At 34.3% G+C, this 17,393-nt stretch carries 19 protein-coding genes and 1 pseudogene; 18 read left to right on the forward strand and 2 right to left on the reverse strand.

Features of this window, described 5'->3' with window-relative positions; translation table 11 throughout:
* Position 1 precedes the first annotated feature (1 nt).
* The 11 genes and pseudogenes from AAAY30_RS02230 to AAAY30_RS02280 all read left to right on the forward strand — a co-directional run bounded on the left by AAAY30_RS02230 (position 2) and on the right by AAAY30_RS02280 (position 9,108).
* The gene (locus AAAY30_RS02230) at positions 2-184 is read left to right on the forward strand and encodes a hypothetical protein (protein WP_303248616.1); all 183 of its coding nucleotides are present in this window, start codon (positions 2-4) and stop codon (positions 182-184) included.
* A gap of 54 nt (positions 185-238) precedes the next feature.
* Positions 239-1,276: an NlpC/P60 family protein gene (locus AAAY30_RS02235; protein WP_499215849.1), complete on the forward strand. Its 1,038-nt coding sequence runs from the start codon at positions 239-241 to the stop codon at positions 1,274-1,276.
* A complete protein-coding gene (locus AAAY30_RS02240; RefSeq protein WP_303248614.1) occupies positions 1,273-1,512 on the forward strand; it encodes a DUF6103 family protein in 240 nt (79 codons plus the stop codon). The genes AAAY30_RS02235 and AAAY30_RS02240 overlap by 4 nt, the downstream gene beginning before the upstream one ends.
* Positions 1,509-2,528 (forward strand): annotated as a pseudogene (locus AAAY30_RS02245) (amidoligase family protein). The gene AAAY30_RS02240 and the pseudogene AAAY30_RS02245 overlap by 4 nt, the downstream one beginning before the upstream one ends.
* A gap of 12 nt (positions 2,529-2,540) precedes the next feature.
* On the forward strand, positions 2,541-3,053 hold the full coding sequence (locus AAAY30_RS02250; protein WP_302601836.1) for a gamma-glutamylcyclotransferase family protein: 513 nt from the start codon (positions 2,541-2,543) through the stop codon (positions 3,051-3,053).
* The gene (locus AAAY30_RS02255) at positions 3,050-3,448 is read left to right on the forward strand and encodes a hypothetical protein (protein WP_295026602.1); all 399 of its coding nucleotides are present in this window, start codon (positions 3,050-3,052) and stop codon (positions 3,446-3,448) included. The genes AAAY30_RS02250 and AAAY30_RS02255 overlap by 4 nt, the downstream gene beginning before the upstream one ends.
* A gap of 387 nt (positions 3,449-3,835) precedes the next feature.
* Positions 3,836-4,255 (forward strand): hypothetical protein, encoded by a 420-nt coding sequence (locus AAAY30_RS02260; RefSeq protein WP_303248613.1) that lies wholly within the window; start codon positions 3,836-3,838, stop codon positions 4,253-4,255.
* A 6-nt stretch (positions 4,256-4,261) separates the two neighbouring features.
* Entirely contained in the window at positions 4,262-5,689 is a 1,428-nt protein-coding gene (gene mobP3 / locus AAAY30_RS02265) for a MobP3 family relaxase (protein ID WP_295026604.1), read from the forward strand.
* 431 nt (positions 5,690-6,120) lie between these two features.
* Positions 6,121-7,041 (forward strand): DUF3991 and toprim domain-containing protein, encoded by a 921-nt coding sequence (locus tag AAAY30_RS02270; protein ID WP_302601837.1) that lies wholly within the window; start codon positions 6,121-6,123, stop codon positions 7,039-7,041.
* A complete protein-coding gene (locus AAAY30_RS02275; protein ID WP_295026606.1) occupies positions 7,023-8,855 on the forward strand; it encodes a VirD4-like conjugal transfer protein, CD1115 family in 1,833 nt (610 codons plus the stop codon). The genes AAAY30_RS02270 and AAAY30_RS02275 overlap by 19 nt, the downstream gene beginning before the upstream one ends.
* Positions 8,842-9,108 carry a helix-turn-helix domain-containing protein gene (locus AAAY30_RS02280; protein WP_295026608.1) on the forward strand — a complete coding sequence of 89 codons (267 nt, stop codon included), beginning with the start codon at positions 8,842-8,844 and terminating at the stop codon, positions 9,106-9,108. Before AAAY30_RS02275 ends, AAAY30_RS02280 begins: the two co-directional genes overlap by 14 nt.
* A gap of 165 nt (positions 9,109-9,273) precedes the next feature.
* Here the strand turns inward: AAAY30_RS02280 and AAAY30_RS02285 are convergent, their stop codons facing one another.
* Together AAAY30_RS02285 and AAAY30_RS02290 are read right to left on the reverse strand one after the other, a co-directional pair.
* Positions 9,274-9,915, reverse strand: coding sequence for a sensor histidine kinase (locus AAAY30_RS02285; protein ID WP_295026610.1), 642 nt, complete (start codon positions 9,913-9,915; stop codon positions 9,274-9,276).
* Positions 9,916-10,568: 653 nt separating this feature from the next.
* Positions 10,569-11,276, reverse strand: coding sequence for a LytR/AlgR family response regulator transcription factor (locus AAAY30_RS02290; RefSeq protein WP_295026612.1), 708 nt, complete (start codon positions 11,274-11,276; stop codon positions 10,569-10,571).
* Between the two features lie 200 nt (positions 11,277-11,476).
* Between AAAY30_RS02290 and AAAY30_RS02295 the strand changes: the two genes are divergently transcribed.
* The 7 genes from AAAY30_RS02295 to AAAY30_RS02325 all read left to right on the forward strand — a co-directional run bounded on the left by AAAY30_RS02295 (position 11,477) and on the right by AAAY30_RS02325 (position 17,324).
* The gene (locus AAAY30_RS02295; RefSeq protein WP_296152243.1) at positions 11,477-11,632 is read left to right on the forward strand and encodes an AgrD family cyclic lactone autoinducer peptide; all 156 of its coding nucleotides are present in this window, start codon (positions 11,477-11,479) and stop codon (positions 11,630-11,632) included.
* A complete protein-coding gene (locus AAAY30_RS02300) occupies positions 11,632-12,210 on the forward strand; it encodes an accessory gene regulator ArgB-like protein (RefSeq protein WP_302198910.1) in 579 nt (192 codons plus the stop codon). Before AAAY30_RS02295 ends, AAAY30_RS02300 begins: the two co-directional genes overlap by 1 nt.
* 177 nt (positions 12,211-12,387) lie before the next feature.
* Positions 12,388-12,840, forward strand: a complete 453-nt coding sequence (locus AAAY30_RS02305; protein ID WP_302198911.1) for a hypothetical protein — start codon at positions 12,388-12,390, stop codon at positions 12,838-12,840.
* Positions 12,841-12,901: 61 nt separating this feature from the next.
* Positions 12,902-13,951 (forward strand): FtsX-like permease family protein, encoded by a 1,050-nt coding sequence (locus AAAY30_RS02310; RefSeq protein ID WP_295058548.1) that lies wholly within the window; start codon positions 12,902-12,904, stop codon positions 13,949-13,951.
* A 7-nt stretch (positions 13,952-13,958) separates the two neighbouring features.
* The gene (locus tag AAAY30_RS02315; protein WP_302198912.1) at positions 13,959-15,071 is read left to right on the forward strand and encodes a hypothetical protein; all 1,113 of its coding nucleotides are present in this window, start codon (positions 13,959-13,961) and stop codon (positions 15,069-15,071) included.
* 12 nt (positions 15,072-15,083) lie between these two features.
* Positions 15,084-15,755: an ABC transporter ATP-binding protein gene (locus AAAY30_RS02320; protein WP_302198913.1), complete on the forward strand. Its 672-nt coding sequence runs from the start codon at positions 15,084-15,086 to the stop codon at positions 15,753-15,755.
* Positions 15,756-15,968: 213 nt separating this feature from the next.
* Positions 15,969-17,324, forward strand: coding sequence for an ABC transporter substrate-binding protein (locus tag AAAY30_RS02325; protein WP_302704195.1), 1,356 nt, complete (start codon positions 15,969-15,971; stop codon positions 17,322-17,324).
* The last annotated feature ends 69 nt before the right edge of the window (positions 17,325-17,393 follow it).

Here is a 17,393-nt window from a genome sequence, read left to right on the forward strand (position 1 = left end):
CATGATTAAATTTATAAAAAAAATTTATTTTAAAATTATTTGTTATGATCCTATTATAGAAGAATTATATAATTATGATGATAAAAATATTAGTAAAAGCAGCAACTATGTTGCTTCACCTATTATTATTAACAGGAAGATAAAGAGGAATTGTAAAAGGAAATTAATTGAAAATAATGAATAAAAATGCTAACGGGGTTCATCAGAACCTCGTTAGCATTTTTTAGGAGGTGATACAATGTCTGCCACAATAGGTGCGGCACTGAAGAAAATAGCAGTTGCTCTGCTAACAGATAAAAAAGTAATAAAAACAATAGGCGGTATAGTAATCGGCATAATCATAATTGTGGTTATGCCGATTGTTGCTGTTATTTCAATTTTTAACGGCAGTATGGATATTGACACGGACAAGTTAAGTCAATCTATACAGGAAAATATATCTGCCGAGCAGATGGCAAACTTTCAGCTTATCAACGACACAATGACCGAGGTTGAAAAACAGCTTGATAAAAAGAAATTGTCTGACTACAATACGCAGGCAGAGGTAATATATCTGTTTTCTCTGTCTGATAAATCAAAGGATAAAGATTTTGTAAAAAACTTTGTTTCCTGTTTTAAGAAGAATCAGTCTGATGAGGATTTGATAAATGCCGTCAATCAGAAATTCGGAACAGAGATTGAATATGACGAGTTCCAAAAGATGATGCAGTCAATCAATGGTGCTGAAATCAGTACCGCAGGTTTTACTGATAAGACCACAAAGAATAATCTTGACCTTGTTAAGTGGTGTGAGAACGCATACAAAAACGGCTGGGGTTATGTATACGGCGGTCACGGACAAGTTTGTACAAAGCAGTATCTCGACCAGCAGGCAAGTCTGTTTCCCGGCAACAACGAGGCAGGTGGAGAGATGAGAACTGTCGGTGAAAAATGGCTTGGCAAACGAGTTGTTGATTGCATAGGACTGATTAAATCATACGCTTGGTACAATGCTGACAGTGATCAGATAACAGTCGGTTCAAACGGCTTTACTGATTGCGGTGCGAATACAATCCGGAACAATGTTAAAGAAGGCGGAGCAATCTCAACTATGCCCGATATACCCGGACTTGCTGTATGGATGGACGGTCACATAGGTGTGTATGTCGGCAACGGAGAAGTAATAGAAGCACAAGGCACAGCCTACGGAGTTGTGAAAACACAGCTTAAAAATCGTGGCTGGACTAAGTGGATGAAGATACCAAATATCAAATATGTGGAGGTAAAATCAAAATGAAGAAAACAAGCGTAAGCATAATGTATGATGATGAAAAACTGTCTGCTGTCAAGCTGTATATGTCACAGCGTGATTTTGATTTCAAAGAAGAACTGGAAAAATCGGTTGATACTTTGTACTCAAAATATGTTCCTGCAAATGTCAGGGAATTTATTGATATGAAGTCATTGCAGGCAAAACCACCCAAACCTAAAAAGCCAAAGCCACAGGAAGAAAATACCGAGGTGGTAACTTGAAAACTCAAAACTTTGGTGTAGAAATTGAAATGACCGGCATCACTCGCAGTACTGCGGCGAAAGTGATAGCCGGTTATTTTAATACCACAGCAACTCATATCGGAGGTTGCTATGATTCATATTCTGTCCGTGATAATGATAACAGACAATGGAAGATTATGCGTGATGCGAGCCTTAGATGTACCAACCGTTCAGGTGAACAGGCAAGTGCTTTGTACTCTGTTGAATTCGTCACACCCATTTGTAATTACAATGATATTGAAACTATACAGGAGTTAGTCAGAAAACTTCGTGGTGCAGGAGCAAGAGTTAATTCAAGTTGCGGTATGCATTGCCACATAGACGCATCAACACACACCCCGAAAACACTTCGCAATATAGTTAATATTATGGCATCAAAAGAGGACTTGCTCTAAAAGTCACTTAAAGTGAATGTTAGCCGTGAGCATTACTGTCAGAAGATGGATACAAGATTTCTTGATGAAATCAATAACCGACCTCCTCTTTCAATGGAACAACTAAAATCAATGTGGTATGACGGAGGTGACTACAGTTACAGACACTATGATGACAGCCGTTATCACGGATTGAATTTGCACAGCGTGTTCAGTAAGGGTACTATTGAATTTCGCCTGTTCAATTCAACACTACACGCAGGAGAAGTGAAAAGTGCAATTCAGCTTTGCCTTGCAATAAGTCATCAGGCTTTAATTCAAAAGTCTGCACGACATACAAAAACAGTATCGGATAACGAAAAATATACTTTCCGTACTTGGTTGTTGAGGTTAGGACTTATCGGTGACGAGTTTAAAACCGCCCGTCATCATCTCCTGAAAAATCTTGACGGCAATATTGCGTGGAAAGATCCTGCACAGGCTGAAAAGCAAAAGGAAAGACTTGCACAGAAAAGACTTGAGGTCTTGCAGAACAGTACAAATGAAAATATAAATTCAGAACCCGAAGTTGAAACTGCTGAACAGCAGGAAGAAACTTCGGGTTTAGTTATGAGAATGTAAGGAGGAAGAATTATGAGTAAGTTATATGTTGCCTATGGAAGCAACTTGAATTTAAAGCAGATGGCATATCGTTGTCCAACTGCAACTCTTGTAGGAACAGGAGTGATAGAAAATTATCAATTGCAGTTTAAAGGTATGCCGACCGGAGCATATGCCACTATCGCACATTGCAAAGGAAAGTCCGTTCCCGTTGCTGTATGGGATATAAAACCTATTGATGAAATGCGACTTGACCGATATGAGGGTTATCCCTCGCACTATTTCAAACAGGATGTTTCTGTCAAGATGAACAACGGAGAAGAACTGTCTGCTATGGTTTACATTATGGACTTAAAGCAAAAATTTGGATTGCCCGGTAGTAATTACTATTACACAGTTCTTCAGGGCTACCATGATTGCAATCTTGATGACAGTGTGTTTAAAGATGCAGTGAAGAACAGCGCAGATAGATTTATGGAAGAACAAAACAGTGAGCCGAATTTATTTGATGATGAAGATTTCAGCATGGGAGGTATGAAATTGTGAATGAGAGAAAGAAACTGAAAAAGCAACTTAGAGATAAATATATTTTTAGAAGGTATTTATCAACGCAAGAAGTCAGAAAGATACTTTCCGAAAATCCAAAGGACAAGCATGAAAAGTTATTTGCATCTCTCACAGTAGGTTGTGTAAAAATCAATGCAATAATATTTCCCACACCTGACTGTATGACGATAGGATATGACATTCTTGTAAAGGACACTCCCGACAGCAAAGGATGGATATGCTATGACACATTAAATGATGATGTGAAATACAATTCTCTGAATCTGGAACAGGAAATGTTCAATATACTAAGTCGTGAAGTTAAAGAGTACAAACTCTCATATATCGACTGCAATTTTGAAGTCGTAAAAGGCAAGGTTATGAATAAGGAATAATCGGCGAAACTTTCGCCACATTTGCCACGTGTCGGCTTTTAAACAAGAAGTCGGGAAAGTATCCGAAATCGCATAAAAGCCAAAATCAGGCGGTTTGTGGCAAGGTGTGAAAAATCGAAGTTACGGCAAATTGGGCAGTTTTTCGAGGGTAGGTATTTAAGCAGGAGAAAGACACGGGGTTGCAGTTGCTCCCTCGTGTCGGTTCACAGCAGACGGCAACGCCGACTGCCATGCGGTTTTTCGCACTTTTAGGTCTCATAATTTCATAGGAGTTAATTTTAAGCATTGGGGTCATATATGTGGATTGTTCTGCCCGATTTGCCGAATAAACAGCCATAATTGTAGGAGTTACAACTATGGGTTGTGACTTTAAAGGAGGTTTTGTACTTGAATGAAAAGGATAATAGAAAAGAAGTTAAAAGAAAATTTGCACTTTGGATAAAAGAATCAACACTTGATATGGTTGAAAATATTTACAAGGAGGATAACTGTGGTAGTAGAAGTGAATTTATAGAAAAAGCAATCATTTTTTATATAGGTTACCTTTCTTCTAATGACAATAGTCAGTATCTTCCAAACATTCTTACATCAACTTTAAAATCAATTGTTGCCGAGAGCGACAATCGAATGAACAGAATGATTTTCAAACTTGCTGTTGAGCTTGCGATGACAATGAATATTGTTGCCGCTACGCAGAATATTGATAAGGAATTGCTTAATAAACTTCGTGGTGAATGTGTAAAGGAAGTCAAAAGATTAAACGGTTCTTTTTCTTTAGACGATGCTTACAATTGGCAGAAAGGATAAATTATAATGCCAAGACTGGTTACCAAATTCAAATATCTCAAGTATCTCAAGCCAAATCGAAAAGTAAGTGCAGGCGGTTATGCAAAGTATATTGCTACTCGTGATGGCGTTGACAAGATAGACGATACGCAAAAGTTTGCTCCTGCAACGACTAAGCAGAAGAATCTAATTGAAAAAATCATAAAAGATTTTCCAGACTGCAAGGAAATGTTTGAGTATGCGGACTACCTTGAAAAGCTGAATATGGGTACGGCATCCGATTTTATTTCCCGTGCGATTGAGGATAATGCTTATGAAATTGAGGGCAGAAAATCATATGCAAAATATATTGCTACCCGTCCCCGTGCCGAAAGATTTGGCTCTCATGGTCTGTTCACAGATGATGGCGTACAGGTTCAGTTGTCAAAGGTATCTGAAGAACTTAACAATCACAAAGGGAATATTTGGACTGCAATTATTTCAATTCGCAGAGAAGATGCTGAACGGCTTGGCTTTAACACGGGTACTCGATGGAGAGATATGCTACGAACACAGACAGCAACTCTTGCTGAAAACTTGAAAATACCTACACAAAATCTTCATTGGTATGCTGCATTTCATAATGAATCACATCATCCACATGTTCATTTGATTGCATATTCAACTGTTGAAAATGAAGGTTATCTTACTCAAAAGGGAGTTGAAAATCTGCGTTCCTCTTTTGCGAAGGATATATTTCAACAGGACTTATTATGCGTATACGAAAAGCAAACAGAACACAGGGATAAGCTACGAGCAGAGGCGAGGTATGTTGTTGATGATTTGGTTTCTAAAATCAATTCTGAAATCCATATCAACTCATCTATTCAGCAAAAGCTGTTGGAACTTGCCCACAGGCTTTCAAAGACAAGTGGCAAAAAAGTTTACGGTTATCTCAAGCCTGATGTAAAGGCACTTGTGGATTTTATTGTTGAAGAACTTGCAAGTGATGATAGGATAGCAAAACTGTATGATTTATGGTATGAGCAAAAGGAAAACACAATCAAAACCTACACAGATGAAGTGCCGGACAGAATACCTCTTGCTCAAAACAAAGAATTCAAATCTATTAAGAATGCAATAATCAAGGAAGCATTGAAATTAAAACTCGCCGAAGACGAGGTTGAAGAAATCGAGAATGCAGACGAAGAACCTGTTACAAGTCCCTTTAAATATGAAGAAAACACCTCTGTCAAATCAGTCTTTGATTCAGGCAGAGGTGTTTTGTATCCTCATTATTCAATTAAAACAAACCGAAACAGCGTTGCAGTTTCTTCATTAAATCTCCTGCGTTACCTCTGCAATATGATTCAAAATCAACTGAGATTTGAAGAAAAGCAGAAAGCACAAAGAACAGATAAAAAATTACAGCAGAAGATTAATGATAAGAAGCAGGCACAGGGTTTGAAAATGTAAATGGCGGAGACTGGGGGAGTCGAACCCCCAGGCGTGTTACCTTATTTCAATGTGTGGCTGAGATACTGGACATAGTAGCTGTTACAATCTCCACAACCGCCTGTAATATCCGCCAGCATACATGTCACTATTAATTTCATAATATTCTCTCCAGACAATGTAAATTTGAAATCTAAATTGCTCTTGATTTTAAAAGAAATTGAAACAGAAAAGCCAGAAATCAAAATTGCAACCACACTCATTAAGGACTATTCTATAATATTATTATAGCAAAAAATTGTTTTATTTCAAGCGTAAAAATTAAATATTTCTCCGCCAAGGGGCAACTATACCCAAACAAAGACAGGTGCCACCTGTCATGGTGATAGGAGAAGAACTTACCCAAGTTAAGATATTACAGCAGAAAAGAAAAATATATTAAAACTAAGGAAGTGATAACAATATCAACATACATTCATTTTACAAAAGAACAACGAGAACAGGCAAGGCGAACAGACCTTGCCTCTTTTCTTGTAAGCCAAGGTGAAAAAGTTAAGCGTTCCGGTTCGGAGTATGAGTGGCTTGACGGTTCACAAAAGGTAACAATCAGAGGTCATCTCTGGTATCATCAGTACGAACAGAAAGGCGGAGATGCAATAGATTTTGTCCGCAGATTTTACAACAAGGACTATGCCGAAACGGTGGAAATGCTTTTGAATGGTAGTGGCGGTCAGATAATAACTTCACCGCCCATAGAAATAAGGTACAAAAACTTTGAACTGCCGCAGAAGAATGACAGAATGAGCAGACTTTTTTCTTATCTGCTGTTGACTCGTGGCATTGATAAAGATGTGCTTTATGAATTTGTGCGTAGAAAGATGATTTATGAATCTGCCGACTACCATAGTGCTTTGTTCGTAGGCTACGATACAAACGGTAAACCTCGCCACGCACATAAGAGGGGAACGGTAACAAGCAATCCGTACAAAGGAAATGTTGCAGGCAGTCAGCCTGAGTTTAGTTTTCATTGGCATGGAAAAAGCGACAGATTTTATTTGTTTGAAGCACCGATAGATATGCTGTCATTCATAAGTATGCATAAGGAAAATTGGAAAAGTCACAGCTATGGGGCATCCTGTTCAGTTTCGAACAGGGTGCTTTTTCAATGCCTGAAAGACAACCCCAACATCAAAAATGTGTATCTATGTTTCGATAACGACCAAGCCGGACAGTTAGCAAACAAAAGAATTGCAGAAAAATTAAACAAAATGAACATACAAAATGAAATCCTCATTCCAATTCATAAGGACTGGAATGAGGATTTAACTTTATCAGAGAAAGGAGATGAACAATTATGCCGTCAGGAATTATAACTTTGATTATCGCAACAGGCACAATGTTTGCTATGTTAATAATCATTTCAACTGTGGGTAATTACTATTCGCTGAATCGTATAAAGGATAAAACTGTTGGACAAGGACAGCACGGCACAGCTCGGTGGGCGACCAAAAAAGAGATACGAAACACCTACAAGCAAGTTGATTTTCAGCCGACTGAATGGAGAACAAATCCCGACAGCCGACCTACGGAACAAGGTATAGTTGTAGGTTGTAAGAGCCATAGAGGTGGTACAACAGCACTTGTCGATACCGGAGATGTTCACGCACTTATGATTGGTGCGGCAGGTGTGGGTAAAACTGCCTACTGGCTGTATCCCTGCATTGAGTATGCCTGTGCAACAGGTATGTCATTCTTATCAACGGACACTAAAGGTGATGTAGTTCGCAATTACGGAACGATTGCAGAAAAGTATTACGGTTACAATGTTTCGGTTATAGATTTGCGTAATCCCACACGCTCACACGGAAACAACCTTCTGCACCTTGTGAATAAATATTTTGATTTATACAAGGAAAATCCCGACTGCCTTTCCTACAAGGCAAAAGCCGAAAAGTACGCAAAAATCATATCAAAGACGATTATCTCAAACGGAATGGACGGTGCATCTTTCGGTGAAAACTCATATTTCTATGATTCTGCCGAAGGATTGCTGACTGCAACAATTCTTTTAGTTGCAGAGTTTTGCAAGCCTGAAGAAAGGCACATTGTTTCAGTTTATAAAATCATTCAGGAATTGCTTGCTCCGTCAGGACAGAAAGGAAAAAATCAGTTTCAACAGCTTATGGATTTACTCCCTGAAAATCACAAGGCTAAATGGTTTGCCGGTGCGGCTCTTAACACATCAGAGCAGAGTATGGCATCTGTTATGAGTACGGCACTTTCAAGGCTTAATGCTTTTCTTGACAGCGAGTTAGAGCAGATTTTGTGTTTTGATACAGAAATTGATGCGGAGAGATTTTGCAAGGAGAAAAGTGCAATTTTCATTGTTATGCCGGAGGAAAATCCCAATACATTCTTTATGGTGTCGCTAATTATCCAACAGCTTTACAGGGAAATACTTGCAGTTGCTGATGAAAACGGAGGTAAACTTAAAAACCGTTGTGTTTTCTTTTGCGATGAATTCGGAACTCTGCCTAAGATTGAATCGGCAGAAATGATGTTCTCTGCTTCTCGTTCAAGACGATTGCAGATAGTGCCAATCATTCAATCCTTTGCACAGCTTGAGCAGAACTACGGTAAAGAGGGTGCAGATGTCATAATCGACAACACACAGCTAACAATCTTCGGTGGCTTTGCTCCCAACAGCACAAGTGCTGAAGTGTTGTCAAAGTCACTTGGCAGTAGAACTGTAATGAGTGGTTCTGTAAGTAAAAGTAAGAACGACCCGTCGCAGTCTTTGCAGATGATAGAACGACCGTTGATGACACCTGACGAATTAAAGTCGCTCCCAAAAGGTACATTTGTTGTTATGAAAACAGGCTTTTACCCGATGAGGGTTAAGTTAAAACTGTTCTTTAAGTGGGGAATTGAATTTGAAGAACAATATCAGGTAGCAGAAAACGGCAACCGAAATGTCCAGTATGCAAACCGAGTTGAAATAATAAACGGTATTATTGAAAGTTATCCCCCTGAACTAACTGAAAAGCCTGTACCTGAAACAGATGAAGTTGATAATCCACAGACCGGAAATATCCGTACAGAACCTAACGAAAATGATGACGAGTCAAAAGGCGCAGATAAAAAGACAGTTCTAAAAACGGAGGCGAAATACAATGAGCAACCTTGATTATCTCTACAAAATTGACTTACCACACAGAGCATTTACCGTATATCGCTACCTCCTTGACCGAGCCAACAAAGACGGCGAATGTTGGCCTTCAGTAAATAAAATAGCAGGCGACATAAAGCTGTCGCCTGCCACAGTTAGAAGAGCTATTAAAGATTTAAAAAAAGTTGGACTAATCGAAACCAAGCAGAGATACCGTGAACATGGGGGTAAAAGTAGCTTGCTATATAAAATGTTTAATAGGCAAAAATAATAACAATAAATCCAACTGCAAAACTTTTATATTTGCAATTTCTTTCCGATTCTTAATTCCATCAATTAGATCTCATCTTGTTGATATCAGTATTATTAGGTATTGGAATTTCTCATTATATAATGCATTTCATTAGTCAAGGAATTATATGATTCGATTACTGCGTTATCTCCGAATTTCAAACACAACATTTGATGTGAAGGTCATATCATCCTCATTGAAGTTCATATTTATTTCACCGTCATATTTTTTAACTACTCTTTTAATGCTTTTCAGTCCCGTTCCATGTATTGCGTCAGATTTTTTTGATGATGCTATGCGGTTGTTTTTGACGGTTATAATATTCTTTACAGAGTTTGTAAGCTGTATTGACAGATACTTATTTTTGCGGACGAAAGCCGAAAAATCTATAAATCCGTTCTCTGTATTTTGTGCCGCTTCAACTGCGTTTTCAAGCAGATTGTCAAGCAGAGCAGTTATGTCGGGTTCGCTCATAAAGCTAAAATCAGCACTTCTGATGTCAATATTCATCTTCACCCCGAACTTGTCACAGAAGGATTTGTACCTGTTGACGATTGAATTGACCATAGGATTGTTACAATAATCAACAGATTTATTTATGCTGAAGTCTTCAATAAAATCGTCTATGTACTCTGTAACAGACTTGTCTTTGGCAATGCTCTTAATGGCGTTTAAATGCCGTTTTATGTCGTGCATAACAATTTTTGAGTTTTCATTTTGCTCATTAAGTAAATCATAATACTCAGCCGTAGATTTTTCATTTTGCCTTTCATATTCCAATTCCATATTGTGTCTTTGAGTTTTCAAAGTAAATTCATATACCCAAAAAACCGCTATATTTGAGAAAAGTAATAGCACTATACTTATTATTAATAAATACATGTATTTTTGTTCTAAATCAAAATTGTGTAGTGCATATGATACTGCATACAGTAGCAGAATGCTTGAGGCAGGTAAAACCAAAAGAGGTATAGAAAGAGAATAACTTTCTGATTTATGTTCTTTTATTGAGAATTTTGATACAAAGTAAATTATCAAAAAATATAACAGTTTACTGAGAGTCGATTGAATAATGAGACTTAGAGAATTATCCAGGCAAGTGAATAAATCCGTACCGAATAATACTGTTGAAACAAACATAACAATACTTTCTGTGATTGCCATAAATATAAGTAATATGCTACAGTGGAAAATACAGGATTTAACACTTATGAAATAACAAAAATAAAGTAAAAAGAAGTTACACGCAAAAAATGCAATTAAATTAACCAATGTTAAATTCAATAATCGAGATAAATACAATAATACATACACAATAACAACTGAAAATAACAAAAATTTTTTGCTTGATTTTCTTTCAAATTTGTTTTCAAAATAAAACAGTGATATCAGAATTTCTGCAAGAAAAATAAACGCATAGCAAATTGTATATACCATTTTTATACCCCTATGTATGCAAAATATGCCTTTTTAAAGTTTGAATAGTTCCTTTGAGATATAGGTAGAGTTTCAGTTTTTAAATCTACTTTAATATTAAGCTGAGTCTTATTAAAATCCGAGACATACCTCAGATTAACAAGATAGCTGTAATGCGGTTGTGCAAAATAATCGTAATCCTTTAGTTTTTCTTTCCAACAACTTAATTTTTTATTTGTATAATACTTCTTCTGCCGTGTTATAATAACAGCCTTTCTTTCTTCAGTAGTTATATATACTATATCGCTTGTGAAAACAGAATAATACTCGTCATAGTATTCAAGAGTTATTATTTGAGTATTGGAATGATAATAGTTAATAGCCGTATTTAATGCTCTGAAAAAACGGTCATTGTCAATAGGCTTTGACAGATAGCGAAACACATCCAAATCCATTGCGTCGTCAAGATAAGACTCGTGGGAAGTAATTATGAAAATAATTATATTGGAATTAAAAGCTTTTAAATGAGCCGCCAAAGTAAGCCCGTTTACCTGCGGCATTTCAATGTCGATAAACGCCATATCATAACTGATATTACTATTCAACAGTTCTACACCATTGTAAAACAAATCAATATCAAAAACTATTCTATGTTTATCTGAAAATGTATTCAGATTGTTTTTAATTTCATCGACAATACATTTATCATCGTCACAAATTAATACTTTCAAAAGGAAAACCTCCCGCGAATTATAACATAATTATAACATATATTGCAAAAAATGTCATTGTTTTAGGTATAATTTTTTTATTTTTGACGAAATAATTAGAAAAATACATCACTTTGAATGAAATTGATATCATTTTTGCAAAAATTATGTTTTTATTTCTAATATGTGTTAAAATTCCAACAAAAGGAGGAAATAATACTATGAAGACAATTAAAACCATTATCTGCAAAATTTCACCTGCAATTATTGCTAGTTTTACATTAGCACTCTCAATAAATGCTAATTCATCCACTTGCTTTTTTATGTATCAGCCTAAGGCTCCTGCCAAGCTTGACAAATTTAAAAAGATAAAGTAATGGAAAAGTTTAGTTCAAAACTCATAGAGTTTTTTGTATCAAACGACCTTATAAAAAACGAAGATAAAGAAATTTACGAATATGCTGCTAATATTATTTTATCATCATTAATACATATTGCAACTGTTATGATATTAGGATTGTGTTTCAATTTATTTATTGAAAGTTTAGTTTTCTATTTTTCTTTTATAGCTATCCGTAAGTTTGCAGGCGGCTATCACGCTAAAACGCCGGTCAGGTGTTATGCGTTTTCTGTTATTTCAAGCATAATAATGTTGTGCTTAATTAAATTGTCAAATAGTGTTGGTAATATATTTACTTATTTACTCATAATATTTGAATTGCTTTGTGTGGTGTTGATAATATTAATGTCCCCTCTTGACACAGAAAACAATCCATTGAATAGTTACGAGAAAAAGTGGTACAAAACATTAGCTGTTTTAATTTCAGTCTGTATATTTATCATATCATTATTTTGTGTTTTAACAGAACTCAGAAACATAGGGTACTCTTTGATATGCGGAGTTATAATGAGCACCTTGGTGTTATTAATGAGAAAAGTCCAAATTACAAATTAAACTAGGATTAAACTAAGCATTTACGATTTCAGGTTACTGTAGACAAACTCAACAAATATAAATGAAGAACATAAATACAAAAGAAATTATTTATTGTATTCTCAGGAAGGAGGAGTTTCCGATGTTTTAATAATTTGCGAAAAATTATAAATATATTAAAAAGAAAGAGGTTTTACAATGAAAAAGAAAATGTTCTTATTAGGATTTTGTATCTTAATGGTTTCAACGATAATGTTAGGTTGTTTTAGTGCATCAGCTGCAACCACAACCAGTTCGGGTTCGTACGTACTCAGTAAGACCGATCAAACTGAGAAAAAGCATACAAAATCGCTTTCGGTTTCTGGTGGAGGTAGTGCAACAGTCACCGCACAACATTGGAAAGGCAGTACTTTCCCTACATATTCTGATACAGCTTATTCCAAAATTAATAGCAGTAGCAGTTTAAAATCAACAAGTGTCGCCGTTTATATTTATAAAACAAACGGTGACTTGGCCGCAAGCGGTTCTTCTTCAAATTATGTAAACAAAGAGGCAGGCTACGGTACTACTGTTGGTAGCACTAAACACATTTTCACGTTGAGCAATAACAGCAATACATTAATATACAATGTTGTGGGAACTCAATCATAAGTAGATATTCAAGTTGAGGGTGTCCTTGTACTATAAGGGCATCCTTTTGAGGATGAAGCTAATGTTAAATTTATCAATTAAAATCTTTTGGCATTTTTTTAAAAATAATAAGTTATTGGTTGGATTTCTTTGCTTAATACAGATAATATCTATATTTGCATCTCTTTTTGTGTTTTCGTATTTTGCAAGCTATACAAATGCAAATAAAAAATATGATAGTTCTAAGACCTATACTGTATCGTTTAATGGTGCATTCATTGATGATAATACGATGCTAAAAGAGATAGAGCATTTTAATAATAAGTGTGATTTAGAATTAAATGCAGTCTCCATAAAAGCTAATATTGATGATACAAGAATAATGTTTGACTATCTTTACTATCCCAATCACATTAAGCATGGTAGATATTTCAACCAAGACGAATTTGTGACAAACAAACATGTAATAATATCAGGTGATGAAGGTGTGATAGAAGAGGATAAAATATCAATATGTAATGATAAATATACTGTAATTGGTACATATTCAGTTGGCGGTTATAATATATTGCCTATATCGTCTATAAATGATGTGAAGCATAATAATGAATCTGTATCAATTGTTTTAGATAAATATCCTGATGACGATGAAAATAATAAAATTATTTCTCAATTGACGGAATGCTTTGAAAATGCAGAAATAATCTATCCGGAAAGAATAAAAAATATTGACAGCTTATGGAATGATTCTACTACTATTATATATATAGGAATATTTTTGTTATCAATGATAAATGTAGCATTTGTCTATTTATATATATTAGAAAAGAATAACAAAATTATTTATATTTATAGATTGAACGGTGCGACAAAAACAACTTGCATTTTTCTCTTAGCTAATGTAATTTTCATTATTGCTTTAATATCATTTGTATGTGGATGTATTTTTTCAAGATGTGTCTTGCCAAGCATAATTGAATATGTACAATATGAGGATTTTACATACAGCTTAGGAATATATGATTACATTAGTATGATTATAGTGTACTTTATAGTTATTATTATTACTAGTGCTCCTGTAATTTCAAAATATGTAAAAAATATATCTATTTCCGAAAAAAGATTGGGGTGACAAAATAATGAAGTTAATTAAATTTTCATACCATCTTTTCTGTAAGAATATATTAATGAGCATAATTATAATAATACAATTAGTTGCTTCCACTTTATTATTAAGCGATATTTTAGTTACTGCAAATAGTTACTTTGTTACAGTTGATGAGTACATTAGCAGTGGACTTTCAAATATAAACGGAATAATAGTTGATAATGGCGGTAATCCTGTTCCGGAAAGATTATTAAATAAATTGCCCGAAAATTCAATAGATTATTGTGAATTGGGTGGTGTAGCTTACTTAGGAGAATATACTCTTTATGGATATAGCAATGAATTTGTAAATGATTATACTCCCGAATTATTAGAAGGAACATGGCTAAACGAGTGTACAGATGATTTAAAAAACATTCCTGTAGTAATACCTTATTCCTTAAATAAACATTTTAATATTGGTGACATAATTGATATTGATTCAGAAAATGGTTTTACGGGAAAGATTGTTGGTATATTAAAAACCTCCTACTACTGTACTTTTAATAATGGCGGTACAGAATTGAATACAAAAGATATGTTAGGCAAAGCAGATGAATCATTTGAAATTCCGTTATTAACATTATATAATTATTTGCCAAAAGAAATTATTAGTACCGGAATGACTGAAGCTATAGTTTTAAAAAATTCAAACGATTTAAATGAAGCTTATAAACTGTTTAGTAATTATTATTATGTCAGAACTTTTTTTGATGTGTTAGAAAACGGAAAAGAAGATGCTTATGCAAGAGTTAGAGCATTAGGTCCGATTCTTTTAACTTTATCTTTAGTTTCGTTGTTTGGAATGATTGGTTGCATTGCTATTTCTACTTATAAGAATCTTTATTTTTATTCCATTTTATATCTATGCGGTGCTTCAACCAAAAAATGTTTTTTGATAAGTTTATTATATACTGTTATCTATATTGTTCTGACATTGGTTGTATTCTTTGTAATATTTATTTTTGTTATGCAAAAAAGTATGTGTTGGCTTAATTATATTGCTATAATAGCTATAATTATGATACTGTTATCATTATCGTTAATTCCTTATAGAATATTAAAGAAAAACCCACCTATAGAAGTTTTTAAATATAAAAGATAATCGGAGGCAACTATGATTGAAATTAAAAATTTGAACAAGATATATTTAAAAGGGAAAAAAAATATGGTTCATGCGTTAAACAACATAAACCTAAAAATTGACGATAGAGAAACGGTTGCAATTATAGGAGAAAGCGGTGCGGGTAAATCCACATTATTACATATTATGTCATGCATTGATAATTTTGACGGAGAATATTATCTTGATAATATTGATATTAATAAACTTAGCGAAAGTAAAAAATCAAAGCTTAGAAGTTCTAAGATTGGAATAGTATTGCAGGATTTTGCATTGATTGATGATTTTACTGTTTTTGAAAATGTAATGACACCCTTATATTTTAATAAGAAAATAAAGGATAAAAAAGGTTCAGTAATGAGAGCTTTAAAGAAAACAGGAATTGTGTCCCTGAAAGCTAAAAAAGTATCACAGCTTTCCGGTGGTCAAAAACAGAGGGTAGCTATATCGCGTGCTTTGGTTACAAGCCCAGAATACATATTTGCCGACGAACCTACAGGCTCATTGGACAGTAAAACATCGGAAGAAATAGTGAAAATGCTCTTTGATTTAAACAGGAATGGAATTACAATAGTTATAGTAACACACAATTTAGAAATAGCCAATCAATGCCACCATATTATAGAAATAAAGGACGGTAATATTATTAAGGATATTTGTTCGTAAAAAAATATTAAAATGCCGACAAGTAATAGCTTTTAACGCTATTGCCTGTCGGCATTATTTTTTTGCCTTTTTTGCATTGAAAGCAGAAAGGGCAGTTATGTTTTTTTAAAACAGAAGTCCTCCAATCTACCTGAATTAATAAAAATTCAGATAAACTACAGATTAATAATTTAGAATTATGTTAAGATATATATAATCACAAGGTGAATCATTATGAAAAATAAAATTGCGATAATTTTAACATTACAATTTATTATTACTGTGTTTGCTTTCAGCGGATGTGGTGAAAGCACAGCTTCAAGCAATTCCTCAAAGCTTACATATTGTGCATACTATGAGGATGATATTTGCGATATTATTGAAAGGTACAATAAATATTGTACAAAGCATTACGATGAGTCCTATCAAATTGAAATTGTGGAATTTGATTCGGAAGATACTATGCTTACAAAAATATCAACGGAGATAATGGCGGGGAAAGGACCCGACATAATTTCATTGAATCAAAAATTACCTTTTGAAAAGCTGATTGATAACGGTTCATTTGCGGATATAGATGAGCTTGCGGAATTATACAAATCCGATATAGATTTTGATGACTATAATTCAACAATAATGGATTGCGGAATTTACAATGGAAAGCGATATATTATACCTATAGCTTATTGCCCCAATATACTTATAACAACTCAGGAAATATTAGATAAATATAATCTGGGAAATACTAACTTTTCATTTAAAGAGTTAGAGATACGGTTATCTGACAAAGACCATAGTTATGCGCTTTTTGGAAATAAAGATGAAACATATAAGTTCTTCCTTTCCTATGTTAATGAATATGTGGATTTTTATAATAAAACTACAGAATTTTCAAGCGATGAATTTACCGAGAGCTTAGATTATATTGGAAAAATGATTAGGAATGATAATTCAAGAAAAGAAGGAACTACATGGGATATAATAGGTAATTATTTGTTTCGTACTTCACAATTATCTTTCGACGGTTCTATGATGAGTACGCTAAATTCTTATTTTTATATTTATAATAATAACAGCACGCCGGTTATTATTCCAAACTACAATAAAAAGGCGAATGCAGTATCAGCATTTGTTCAATGTGGTATTGCATTGAATAATAATTCAAATAACAAAGAAAAAGCATTGGCTTTTATTCAATATGTTTTAAGTTATGATATTCAAAAATTATGGAGTGAAAGCAGCTCATCACCATCAATAGTGGTAAGGGCACTGCCTGTAAATAAAGCTGCTTTTGAATATGTAATTGACTATACGTCAAAACGTGTATATGATATTAATGATGATGGAGAGTATGAGAAATCTGAGGAAGAATATTCAGATGAAATAAAAACTAAGTTTTTTAATGAATATTTAGATATGATTAACAGTATAAGCAGTTGTACTTTATATGATTATCTGGAATTTGAAAATACTTATTACAACTCCTCGGTTATCGGAGATATTGTGAACGATTACTTAAACGGGGATATTTCAAAGGAAAAGTTTATTCGTCAGCTCTCGGCGGCAACGGAAATTTATTTGACTGAGTAGGAATGAATTATGAGAAAATCTAAATTAACAAGGAAACAAAAAGAGCATATAGCGGCATATCTGTTTATA

Source organism: Ruminococcoides bili (genome assembly GCF_040093295.1).
In the GTDB taxonomy this organism is placed as follows: Bacteria; Bacillota; Clostridia; order Oscillospirales; family Acutalibacteraceae; genus Ruminococcoides; species Ruminococcoides intestinale_A.